Annotated in this window: 11 protein-coding genes and 1 tRNA gene; 9 read left to right on the top strand and 3 right to left on the bottom strand. The window is 44.3% G+C overall.

From position 1 onward, the window contains the following. Positions 1 to 120: 120 nt before the first annotated feature. Positions 121 to 1,041: a glycosyl hydrolase gene (locus tag FEF09_RS10010; protein WP_146304975.1), complete on the top strand. Its 921-nt coding sequence runs from the start codon at positions 121 to 123 to the stop codon at positions 1,039 to 1,041. A 70-nt stretch (positions 1,042 to 1,111) separates the two neighbouring features. On the opposite strand, the gene FEF09_RS10005 is transcribed toward FEF09_RS10010, so the two are convergent. Further along, entirely contained in the window at positions 1,112 to 2,155 is a 1,044-nt protein-coding gene (locus tag FEF09_RS10005) for an aldo/keto reductase (protein ID WP_146304974.1), read from the bottom strand. 220 nt (positions 2,156 to 2,375) lie between these two features. On the opposite strand from FEF09_RS10005, the gene trxA reads away from it, so the two are divergent. The 3 genes from trxA to FEF09_RS09990 all read left to right on the top strand — a co-directional run bounded on the left by trxA (position 2,376) and on the right by FEF09_RS09990 (position 4,538). Further along, positions 2,376 to 2,672: a thioredoxin gene (gene trxA, locus FEF09_RS10000; protein ID WP_146304973.1), complete on the top strand. Its 297-nt coding sequence runs from the start codon at positions 2,376 to 2,378 to the stop codon at positions 2,670 to 2,672. A gap of 92 nt (positions 2,673 to 2,764) precedes the next feature. Further along, the gene (locus tag FEF09_RS09995) at positions 2,765 to 3,562 is read left to right on the top strand and encodes a hypothetical protein (RefSeq protein ID WP_146304972.1); all 798 of its coding nucleotides are present in this window, start codon (positions 2,765 to 2,767) and stop codon (positions 3,560 to 3,562) included. A gap of 100 nt (positions 3,563 to 3,662) precedes the next feature. Beyond that, positions 3,663 to 4,538 (top strand): lipase family protein, encoded by an 876-nt coding sequence (locus tag FEF09_RS09990; RefSeq protein WP_146304971.1) that lies wholly within the window; start codon positions 3,663 to 3,665, stop codon positions 4,536 to 4,538. 146 nt (positions 4,539 to 4,684) lie between these two features. Here the strand turns inward: FEF09_RS09990 and FEF09_RS09985 are convergent, their stop codons facing one another. After that, positions 4,685 to 5,221: a carboxymuconolactone decarboxylase family protein gene (locus tag FEF09_RS09985; protein ID WP_146304970.1), complete on the bottom strand. Its 537-nt coding sequence runs from the start codon at positions 5,219 to 5,221 to the stop codon at positions 4,685 to 4,687. Between the two features lie 256 nt (positions 5,222 to 5,477). Between FEF09_RS09985 and FEF09_RS09980 the strand changes: the two genes are divergently transcribed. From FEF09_RS09980 to FEF09_RS09970, 4 genes are all read left to right on the top strand, one after another. Beyond that, positions 5,478 to 7,004 (top strand): TROVE domain-containing protein, encoded by a 1,527-nt coding sequence (locus FEF09_RS09980; protein WP_146304969.1) that lies wholly within the window; start codon positions 5,478 to 5,480, stop codon positions 7,002 to 7,004. A gap of 386 nt (positions 7,005 to 7,390) precedes the next feature. Further along, positions 7,391 to 7,536 (top strand) — tRNA-OTHER (locus FEF09_RS30675). 494 nt (positions 7,537 to 8,030) lie between these two features. Next, complete coding sequence (locus FEF09_RS09975; protein ID WP_146304968.1) at positions 8,031 to 8,795, top strand: hypothetical protein; 765 nt, start codon at positions 8,031 to 8,033, stop codon at positions 8,793 to 8,795. Between the two features lie 659 nt (positions 8,796 to 9,454). Continuing rightward, positions 9,455 to 9,967 (top strand): hypothetical protein, encoded by a 513-nt coding sequence (locus FEF09_RS09970; RefSeq protein ID WP_146304967.1) that lies wholly within the window; start codon positions 9,455 to 9,457, stop codon positions 9,965 to 9,967. 221 nt (positions 9,968 to 10,188) lie between these two features. Here FEF09_RS09970 and FEF09_RS09965 read toward each other — a convergent pair whose 3' ends face one another. Then, on the bottom strand, positions 10,189 to 11,433 hold the full coding sequence (locus FEF09_RS09965) for an MFS transporter (protein ID WP_146304966.1): 1,245 nt from the start codon (positions 11,431 to 11,433) through the stop codon (positions 10,189 to 10,191). Between the two features lie 222 nt (positions 11,434 to 11,655). Here FEF09_RS09965 and FEF09_RS09960 point away from each other — a divergent pair, with 222 nt between their 5' ends. Beyond that, the gene (locus FEF09_RS09960; protein WP_146304965.1) at positions 11,656 to 12,090 is read left to right on the top strand and encodes a MarR family winged helix-turn-helix transcriptional regulator; all 435 of its coding nucleotides are present in this window, start codon (positions 11,656 to 11,658) and stop codon (positions 12,088 to 12,090) included. Positions 12,091 to 12,095 lie beyond the last annotated feature (5 nt).

Below are 12,095 nucleotides of genomic sequence, written 5' to 3'. Positions count from 1 at the left end.
GATACTACAACATTCAGTATAAATTTCACGGCTTAACATAAAATAATATTAAAATGTAATATCATTGTACTGTATTACCAAGTACAACCATATTCTGAATGCCAACTTAAAAATCCTGGAATGACCAAATTGAAACTTGCGCTCTTTATGAGCATCTCCCTGTTCCTTGCATCCTGCGGCAAAGACAAAGACAACAACCCAACAAACGGAAACGGTAATGGTAACGGCAATGGTAACGGTAATGGTACCGGAAACGAAGTCGTATACGTAAAACCTGCCAACAAAAAAGGTGCTGACTTCAGTACCGATGTTGACTTTGGTACATGGTACAGTAACGTAGTGAATCTGAAAAGTCACTGGTTCTATACCTGGGGCTCACTGATGCCCGCTAAAACAGTTCCGCAAAACTGCGAGTTCGTACCCATGTTCTGGGGCAAAGGCAATGTCACTGCTACTGTAATCGACTCTATTAAAAAACTAAAAACAGCCGGTACTGTCAAATATGTATTAGGCTTCAACGAACCTGACGCAAAAGACCAGTCCGACATGACCGCACAGGAAGCACTGGACCTCTGGCCCCAGCTGGAAAGCATTGGCTTACCATTAGGCAGCCCTGCTACTGTATGGCCTGATGTAAGCTGGACCTATGAATTCATGGATAAAGCGATACAGCAGAAACGCCGTGTAGATTTTATCTGCGTACACATGTACGTAGGAACGGACGATGTACACTTCGTGAAGACACTGCAGGATTTATATAACAAATACCACCTACCGATCTGGATCACGGAATTTGCGACTGTCGACCACAATGCCAACACCATGGAAGCCAATATATATAAGCCTGAAGATGTACTGGCGTTCATGCAGCGTCTCCTGCCAAAACTGGAAGAATTGCCTTTCGTACACCGTTATTCATGGTTCTCCAGTTCACCCACCCACACAAGGTTATGGCCTTCGTCACTGATCGCTGCGGATGGTAAACTGACGACTTTAGGACAATGGTACGCCAACTATAAACCGAATTCAAACGTAAAATAATTCGTACTGGTATTAACAGCGAAGCCCACGTAAATACTTACGTGGGCTTCCTTTTTTATTCACATAACGATTAATAAAACGCAGGCAGGGGGTTCAATTTCAGATTCCCGCGCTGATGCCAGTACGGATAAACCGTTGGTGCATCACTGGCAGCATCCAGTTTCTTCACCTGCTCTGTTGTCAGGTTCCAACCTACTGCAGCAAGGTTTTGCTTCAGCTGCTCCTCATTCCTCGCGCCAATAATGATACTGGACACGGTCGGTCTTTGTAACAGCCAGTTGATGGCTACCTGCGCAACGGATTTGCCAGTTTCGGCCGCTACTTCATCCAGCGCATCCACCACGTTATACAACAGTTCATCCGGTACAGCAAACGATGGTACCGGACTACCACCCTGGGCTACACGACTGTCGGCAGGATAAGGCTGATTACGGCGGTATTTACCACCCAGCATACCTGCAGCCAGCGGGCTCCATACCAGCGCCCCTACTTTCTGATCGACACCCAGCGGCATCAGTTCCCATTCATACTCTCTGTTTACCAGTGAATAATACACCTGATGCGCCACATATTTATTCCACCCATATCGCTCAGATACCGACAATGATTTCATCAGATGCCAGCCGGAAAAGTTAGAGGCCGCGATGTAGCGGATCTTTCCACTCTGCACCAGATCATCCAAACCCCGTAATACCTCCTCTACAGGTGTATTACCATCAAAACCGTGCATGTGATAAATATCGATATAGTCTGTATTCAGTCGTTTAAGACTCGCTTCCACATTTTTAATCAGCTGCGAACGGCCCGAACCCTGATAGTTGGCGCCGGATGCATTACTCATCGGAAAAGTTGATTTTGTGGATATTAACACCTTATCCCGCTTTCCTTCAATGGCTTTTCCAAGGATTTCCTCAGACAAACCATCAGAATAAGTATTCGCTGTATCAAACAAATTAACGCCGGCATCCAGACAAAGATTGACCATCCTTGTCGCTTCCTCCACCTGTGTACTACCCCACGCCTTGAAAAATTCATTACTACCGCCGAATGTAGCCGTACCGAATGTCAATACCGGTACCTGCAATCCTGATCCTCCTAAAAATCTGTATTCCATTTTATTCACGTTAAAATATTAAAGAATTAGATAGCTGCACAAAGGTCATAATTACATGATTTTCAGCCTTTGTACTTTTTACAGATATATCTGTAAATTTAAAGGAAATCACGCTCCCTTCCCGGCTATCTCAAAAAATAGCAGGGACTGCCACAACTACAGGGAATGGCACTTTTGCATATTTTTTGTGATACCATATACAGACTAACAGTTATAGATCATGGCAACATTTTCAGAAATTATAAACAGTGATAAACCCGTATTGGTTGACTTCTTCGCTACATGGTGTGGCCCTTGTAAAATGCAGGCGCCGATATTGGATCAGTTGAAGCAGAAGATAGGTGATGCCGCCACTATTTTGAAAGTAGATGTAGACAAAAACCCGGCTGCAGCCAATGCATACAATGTACAGGGTGTACCTACCCTCATCCTTTTTAAGCAAGGCAAAATTGTATGGCGTCAATCTGGCGTAGTACCGGCTAATAACCTTGAACAGATTGTCAGACAGAATGCCTGAGCCGTTCAATAATAAACGATGCTGCAATATGAAGTATGAAGAGAATTAATATATCTTAGTACTTCACATTGTAGCATTGTAATATGAAAGAAATGTTTAAAACCCTATCCCAGCTTGGCGATTTTGTTAATCCCGCCACTATCATCACAGGTGCTGTTTTATATGGAATAGGTGCATTATTACTGGTACTGATCCTGCTGATCGTCTTCCGTAAGAAAGTATTGGTTCCCCGCAGGTACACAGCCCTTCGCATACTGGCTTATAGTTATTTTGTACTCTTACCGCTCCTCGCCGGCTTTTTCGGTATGAAATGGGGTTTCTTTAATGGGCTGCGGAAAGATATCAAAGCACACACGACGGTTTATATAGAACATATCCCCTCGTCAATTGACGCAAAGACATCAGCCGCTGTAAGTGGTTTCCTGCGGGACAATAAAGCAGATCTGTCTACCCTTACTACAGACCAGCTGATAGACGCCGTAGCTGAAGTCATTTATACACAATACGATTCATTGCTTGCACACCAGCAGACTTTACAACAGGGCAGCAATGTCATCTTACCGTGGCTGGTAAAACTGACCAAAGGAAAAGGGATGGCGCAGTTTGCCAAACACACCATTCACAAACTCCTGAAGGAAAAACTGGGATTGGATGAAGACGTCAGCAAGGAACTGATGGCGTCCCGCATCGATGAGGTTATCCGGATGGGCTTATTTGCCAAAATAGCCATGATCCAGATCGATCATTTCCTGAAAGGCATACAGAAAGGTATACTGATCACGCTTTGCCTCCTGATGGCGATCCCTCTGATTGAGATCATTATCGCCCATTACCTGCTGAAAAAGAAGAAAACAACCCCTCAGCCTCAACCCGCCATGTCGCAGGTTTAACCACTTATACCCCTAAAAGCTCATTTTATGCCATTTGGCCCCCTGATCAGTGAATATGCTGGTAAATTCACAGCATATTCACTGATTAACAAGAGGGTTTATGGTAAAGTCAACACAGGCCATAGCACTGAAATATGCTCATTTTATAGACGCTGCCTACGAGGTAAAGGAATCAAGTCCCTTACAGGAACAATACCCCTTTTTTCCACCGGGTTATACACTGGTCTATAATATCCACAGAAAAGATACAGGTAAAGGCAAGGCAGGACTTACGTACAGTGGTTTTCTGGCCAGAAGTAACTTTTCACCGGATGCACCTGCTACTTATGTGCTGGCACTAAGAGGCTCCGCCGAATTTCTTGACTGGGCAGAGCGGCTCGATATACTCCCTTCTCCCAGCCCTTTTGGTAATAACAGTGGAAATGTCGTATCCGGATTTCTGGATATGTACAATGGAATGACCTTTTCTGAGCCCGGGCAGACAAAACCCAAAGGGCTGTTGAAATATATCAGATATAGCATCCATTATACCAATATGCAGTCAGAAGATGACACGCAACCTATGGTATGTACCGGTCACGGTCTGGGTGCGGCGATGGCTACGTTGTTTGCTGTCGGAGATGCTTACACCCTGCATCCCTGCCGCTTATACACATTCGGATCGCCTTGTGTGGGTGACGCTGCTTTTGTTTCTTTTCACAATTCGCTGATCACAACCAGCGAACGGTATTACAATCTGCCTGACCTTATACCTACACTGCTGGATGCATTTGGTTATGACCATGTGCACAATGGCATACCCCTGGATTCACTGGGGGATGCCTCCCTCGGGTGGTTACCTGATTGTACTCATTCCCTCAGAACATACATGTACATGCTTGGCGCTGCTAACACAGTGCTGAGCGAGAATTGCCTTATCTCCGATATAGACGATGACGTCATGATTAAGAAATTAAGTTTTCGAAGAAGATATTAGTTCACTATGGTTATGTTAATCAGGAAGTAAAGCCGCTTCGTTTATACGAGGGGGCCTTTTTCTTTTAATAAAGTCTGTAAACGCGAAAACCGCGAATCCCTTTGTAAAAGGACCCGCGGTCGTCTATATATGATTAAACAGAATTATTAAGATAATGCTGGTGCAGCAGGGAAATCAAGCGGTACTTTTGTCGCAGCATACAGATAGTTAGTCACCATCTTATCACCTATCACAACGATCACGTCTACCAGATTCTCGTTGGTAAAACCTGCGGCAAAGAACGCATCCAGCAACGCAGGATCTACTTTACCCTTATTTTCCACCTGATTCTTAACCAGTGCAGCCAGTGCATTCAATTTAGGATCAAAAGAAGCACCGCCCTTGCGGATCTCTATCACCTGTTCATCAGAAAAGCCATTCAGTTTACCAATAAAGGTATGCGCCGCCAGACAGTAATCACATTCATTCACCTGACTTACTACCAGATTTACGACTTCTTTCTCTTTTGCTTTCAATGATGTTTTTCCGTTTGATAATGCCAGGTAAGTAGCCAGACCATTTTCGGAATAAGCCATTGTCGCATACAGGTTAGGTACTTTACCCAGACCTTTTTTCAGATTGTCAAACAGTGTCTGATTGTTGGCACTTACTTCTTCTCTTGATGGAACATTGAACGTTTTCATTTTTTTATGTTTGATGTGTGTGTTTGTCGTTATTGACGATGTAAAATTGCAACAAAGTCCATCGCCGGAAAATGGATACTCTTCCCTATGTCTTGTACATTTTTCCCCGGCAGGCGATTCCTGTATCTATATTATATACCCGCAGACAAGCCATAGCCACATTTTTTTTAAAAGAAATCACAAAAAAGTTTTTAGTGCGCAAAAAAAGTGCGCATATGCCATCCAACTTTGTATCATCAAACAAAAACAAACGGTCATGAGATTCAACAAGCTCAAAACTATCAAACAAGTAGTCAACCACGAAGGAGCAGCGGCATACACCCTGACACCTGAAATGGAACTGTACAGTGCTGTAGTCACCGCTTCTCTGCAAGACCAGTTTTATGAAAAAAGCACAGAGAAGCTGGAACGCCTGCGTACACTGATCGCTAAAAATGATCCCGGCTTCGTAGCAAGACTGGCAGTTTACACCAGAGAAAAGATGTATCTGCGTTCAGTACCAATGGTATTGACAGTAGAACTGGCAAAGGTGCACAAAGGAGACGATCTGGTAGGAAAACTGACTGGACGCGTTATCCAGCGGGCCGACGAAATTACAGAAGTACTGGCTTACTATGCGGTGGCAAACGAAAGAAAAGAGACTAAAAAGCTCAATAATCTGAGTAAACAGCTGCAGAAAGGACTTGCTGTCGCCTTCAATAAATTTGATGAATACCAGTTCGCTAAATATAACCGTAAGACGGCCATCACATTAAAAGATGCCCTCTTCATTGTACATCCGAAAGCTAAGGATGACAAGCAGCAGGCGCTGTTCGATAAGATCGTACAGGATAATCTGGATACGCCTTATACATGGGAAACGGCCTTGTCTGCAGCAGGTCAGGCAAAATACGATTCTGAATATGCTAAAAAAGAAGCATTCAGATGGGTATGGACTGAACTGATAGAAAGCGGAAAACTGGGATACATGGCGGCATTGCGAAACCTGCGTAACATGCTTGATTACAATGTCGATACAAAATACCTGATGAAGGTATCTGAGATGCTGGCCGATAAAAAGGCGGTCATGCATGCAAAGCAGTTGCCATTCCGTTACCTGTCTGCTTACAGAGAAATCAGGAACATACAGCACGGTAATATCATTGAATTGAAAAGAGCACTGGAAAAAGCATTGCAGACCAGTGTTGAACACCTGAAAGGATTTGACGAGCATACAAAAGTAGTCATCGCATGTGACGTATCCGGTTCTATGCAGCAACCTGTATCTCCAAAGAGTACCGTACTACTGTATGATATCGGACTGTTACTGGCCATGCTGTTACAGCATAAGTGCCAACACGTCATCACAGGTATGTTCGGTGATACATGGAAAAGAGTGAGCATGTCTCCTGATAATATTCTCGGTAATGTCGATGAGTTCTACAGAAGAGAAGGTGAAGTGGGTTACTCCACTAACGGCTATCTCGTGCTGGATGATCTGATCAATCAAAGATATGTAGCTGACAAAATAATGCTATTTACCGACGGACAGCTGTGGGATAGCAACACCGGCAACGCCGCTGCATCCAACAGTATGTCAGCTAAATGGGCAAAGTACAAGCAGATAGCGCCAAACGCAAAGCTGTACCTGTTCAATCTGGCGGGTTACAACACCGTACCTCTGGATGTGCGTCAGGATGATGTTTTCCTCATTGCGGGATGGAGCGACAAGATCTTCGGAATATTGGACGCGATTGACCGGGGAGGTGACGCTATCACTGAAATTGCCGGTCTTGCTCTATAGCAATTCATGCTTGTTAACCTGATTCATACATCCCTCCAAAAGGGAGAGATGTATTATAACCGGACAACAGGTGTCGTTGATAAATCTTACTTCGTTGGGAATACGGGGTTGTGGGTGCAAATCCCATCTTGTCGCAAGGCAGGTAGCGCAATAGTAGCGCACGTATTTGAAAAAGGTTTATCGGTTTTTATCCTGTTAATCCAACATAACAACGAGTGTCGTGGGAAAGTGTTACTTCGCTCTTTTAGGTAGAACTACAAACACTTCCGGCTGTTACCTCTGTTGTTTATGTTTTAAATTTTTAAGAATGGGTGTCGTAGAGAAATAATACATCGACTCCAAACCGACAAAATCTCCTACGGGGGTTGAAATCCCCCTCCGTCGCAAGACGGGTGGCCGAGTGCATAGGCAGAGATCCAAACAATTATTTCTCTGATATTACCCCGTTCTTATAAGTGCTTATAGCAGGTGTCGTAGGAAAGCGTTACTTCGGAAAATCTATGGGTCGGAGGTTCGAGCCCTCCCCTGTCTGACATTGTCGCAGGTAGCTCAGTTGGTAGAGCGTTAGAATGGTCGCTTCCAACTTTTTACCCTGCTATTTTTCACCTTTTTAATCAGGTGTCGTAGACAAGCGTTACTTCGTGGTTCGATTCCATCTGCGTCCGTCACGGCGGACAAAGACGCTCACATGGGAGCAAAGCGTTTGCTGATTTAACCCTGATTTATCTTTCTTATGCATGTGAATTTTTCGTAAAAGCTGTAGTTTTCATTCTTTGTTAACCGGGGAGAAATATCCATTTCTCCTTTTATTATTTTTCAAATTGGCTACTGCCTTGCCTTTCCACTTATATTTTTCGTTATTCTCTACATTGTACCCGACACACGTTAACGCTTATTCAACACGACCCGAATTACCTTTAAATAATCCGCAGATACACCCGAAATACCATTAGACAATCCACAATTTGTCCGTCTCCCGACAGCAGCTGGTAATGCTATATTTACATACAAACAGTATACATTATTATGGCAAAACAAACATCTGTTATTCAATTCACCGGCCGCCTGGGAAACATAGTCGGCTATCGCCGCAAAAGTGCACATTTCCTGCGTGGCACACCGGATACGATACGTCAGTCCGTTGCAACAAAACGCGCCGCACAACGATTCGGTATGGCCAGTAAAAAGGCAGCATTTATCCGTCATGCTATCTATACAGCATTGGATGTGCATTGCGACAGCACGCATGTCAACCGGCTGACAAAGACACTCATTCCATCCGCCGGCCATCAAATCAACGCGATAAAAGGTTTTCGATTTAATCAGTGCGCCGGTACTGATCATTTCTTCCCTGTAAGTCCTTTCTTTGCTGCGGATCATGCACTGCATATACCCGCACAAACATTGCGGCAATACAAAGGCATTACAGCACTGGAAATAAAAATGATCGCTACGCGGATTGATTGTACAACACGCCGCGTGATGGGCACACAAACAAGCACTTGCAGTATTGATGCTACCGTTCCTTTTGAAGGAACAATATTTCCTGTGGATGTTGCCGGTATAGGTACACTGATCATCACCTTACAGATAAGAGCCTTTAACGGAGCCATTTTGTCGGCAAACAAACAACATCTTGTAGCCGATATCATTGCTATACAGGCACCGCAGATACCGGCAGTAATACATCGATATTTCTCCACACAAACGATCACGGCGCATCATGCAGCACAACTGCCATTCATCACATCTCATCATCAGTCAGTGCGTACTATTATTCAACGCGAATAGTATTTTTGCCATCGTATTGTACACTGTTTATAATCATGTGAATCTTATCTTTTTATACTGAAATACCTCTTATCGCTGCCGGTACCTCCGGCGGCTATTGCCGCGTTACCTGAACACCTCTAAAGCCACATCAGACCTACATTTCACAGCATACAACACCACTCAGCACAAGCTCCATATCAAGTCCACGTTTGCGATATCGGCAGTACCTGTTTACAGAATATTTTCAGGCTATTTTCACTACGCATGATGGCTGCGTAATGCACCTGTATCTTTGTAGGGTAATCATGAAGATCAAACAAATAAAACACCATTCCTATTGAATATAAAACCCTGTTCAGCAGCAATCAATATGCTTCTGAACAACTAAAAATCAATCTTGTAACGTACAAATCTTTGGTTATGTAATTACTCTTTTCACCTCAGCTCATGAAACAATCTTGTTAAGCAATACATTTTGACTATGTAAACTCCTGATTAACGGCGCCTGCATGTTCGCATGCTTAGTGCAGGCGCCACTTTCAAGAACACATTCATTTTACTGCCTTGCCGGCAGCAATTAACTGAGTTGCATCCTGTGGCGACAAGCCCTGCTCATGCCCTTGCATGACATAACGATGCAGCCATTACAGATACGACTTAAATATCTTTTATATACTATGCTGAAATCAAGAATGAACCAATTTGTAGCAACCTATTTTAATAATGGTAATCCCGGTTATTTATCCAGGCCAGCCCAGCTCTCTTCCGGTGGCTCCGTGACAACGGTAGCGACTATCGATAACAGAGAACTGAAAAATTCAGATGGATTATTGCAGATATCCTCTTTTGGTTCAATAGATAACATTGATCCTTTATCCACATCACAAGATGATCTGGTAATGGTATTCGGCGATGAAAGAGATCAGCATCAGGAGCTTGTGCTATTTGATCAGGCTTTCTCTCAAAGTAATGTAACATTCAGAATTGATATGCAGCTGCAACCTGCTGCTATTTCATACGAAGGCATATGTACCCTCTTTTTTTCCACCGGAGAAGTGAAAACATTGTATGTGTATCTCCCGGATGTAAACGAAAATAATTTCACTGCCATCCGTTTCAAAAATACTAAGCGCTCTAACAGTGATGTGCAGACAATCGTAAGAGCATTTAACGTGGTACTCATCAAATAGTACCGAAGCACTCATCCATTATGTTGTCAGGAGCCGCGGTCTCCGTCAGTGCATAGTGGCAAGGCGCCTGCTGCTTGCACTGATATCCCCAACCCCATTGTTTGTCTGACCGGCCTTTTACATAATCTATGCCTGGCCTTGCTTCCATTGTTGTTTTCCTATAAGTGTTTCAGTCTGGTAGTTTGCGGCGCCAGGCTGAACACTTTTTTTATTACATGCAACTATCGCAGGTAACGCAGTCTGATGACATGCAGGACTCTTATCCAGTGACTGATACCCCGCTGATGCAACATAAATACTAAGACTATCAGTATACCCATAATCCCTTCCGCAAACACCACTACTCCCACGCCAAAATAATGGGCGAGATATCCGATTACCAGACTACCGATCGGTAACATTCCCTGATAAGACATTATGTAGTAACTCAGTGTTCTGGCACGCATTTCAGAAGAAGCATGCGTCTGCAGATAAGTATTAATTGCGGAGTTCTGGATCATCAATCCGCCGCCGGTAGCAGCAGTAGCTGCCAACGCCAGTACAATAGAAGAAGATACTGCCAGTCCCAGTAAGGCTACTGCAAACACAGTGCTGGAAAGTATGGTCAGTCTGATAAGATCACGGCCGGGCTTTAAAGTAGCCATAAACACAGCGCCAAACAATGCGCCCAATCCGGCAGCACTTTCAAACCAGCTAAAGGTTGTAGCATCACCATGGAAAACGTCTTTGGCAAAAACAGGCAGTAAGGTCGTATAAGGTATTACCAGCAAACTGGAAGCTGCCAACAGCATTATGAGTGAAGAAAGATCAGGGGACTCTCTCAGGTATTCATATCCCTTTCTCAGGTCGGCCCAGATATTCACATCTGAACGGGAAGCTGGTATCAGCGCCAGTTTCATCATCACCAAACAACAGATCACCGCTATGAAACTCAGGAAGTTGATCAGAAAACAGATATCCTCTCCGAATGAACTAAGGATGATACCCGCCAATGCCGGTCCTACCAGTCGCGCAGCATTGAATGCAGAAGAGTTTAACGCAATGGCATTCGGCAGATCTTCTTTGTCATCTACCAGATCGACCATCAGTGCCTGCCTTGCTGTCGTATCAAAGGCGTTTATCAGGCCCTGCGCCAGACTCAATACCGAGATCCAGATCATACTGTAATAATTCAACCAGACCATAGCCGCCAGTACACCCGCCTGCACCATCAATGCGATCTGGGTGACCATGACTACCTTGAACTTATTATGTCTGTCAATGAAACTGCCGGCAAAAGGAGCCAGCACTAATGAAGGTATCAGACTGAGGAAAGTCACCAGTCCAAGTAGAAGAGCAGAACCCGTGATGCGGTATACCAGCCAGCTGATAGCTACGCGTTGCATCCACGTCCCGATGAGTGATATGGCTTGTCCTATAAAGTGAAGTCTGAAGTTATGGTGTTTTAATGAACGAAATACTGACATTTGATTAAGTAAATTAATAAAGTTACTTTACAAAAGTACAGCTTTTTTATGAAACACAGCCATTCTCTTCCTGCCCGTCTGCTCCTAAAAGACCGTAAAAACACCTACCGGAGACATAAAACGCCCGTCAGTAGCCGAAAATAGCATTTCAGCAGACAATCAACCCTTCAGAATGCGTTAGTTCCAAAAATGTAAAGTAACTTTGTAAATTGATTCTGTATTATGTCCGCAAACACTTATGAAGTAGCCGCTTCCCTGCGCAGTACGGTAACCCGTCTGGTCAGGCAGCTACGCAAACAAAACATCAGCTCCGATTTCTCCAATGCTGAGTTACTCACAATGGGCCTGCTCGACCAGCACGGCAAATTGCTACCCTCCGCTCTGGCAGAAATGGAGCGTATATCGGCACAGGCCATCTCTCAGATCCTCAACCGGCTGGAAGAAGTGGGTTGCGTCAACCGCGTGATGGATGAAACCGACAAAAGGAAATCGGTGGTATCTCTGACAGAAAAGGGCATCCGGCACCTGTATGAAAACAGACGGATTAAAGAAGAATGGCTGGTAAAAGCAATGGATAAGCTCTTCTCTGCCGAAGAACTGGCACTGATAGAGGCTTTTCTTCCGCTTTTGCAGCGGCTCGCGGAATACAATGGTTAAACAGG

Source organism: Chitinophaga pinensis (genome assembly GCF_007896845.1).
Lineage (GTDB): Bacteria > Bacteroidota > Bacteroidia > Chitinophagales > Chitinophagaceae > Chitinophaga > Chitinophaga pinensis_C.
The sequence above is the reverse complement of the archived record's forward strand: the minus strand, read 5'-3'. Positions and strand labels throughout refer to the sequence as shown.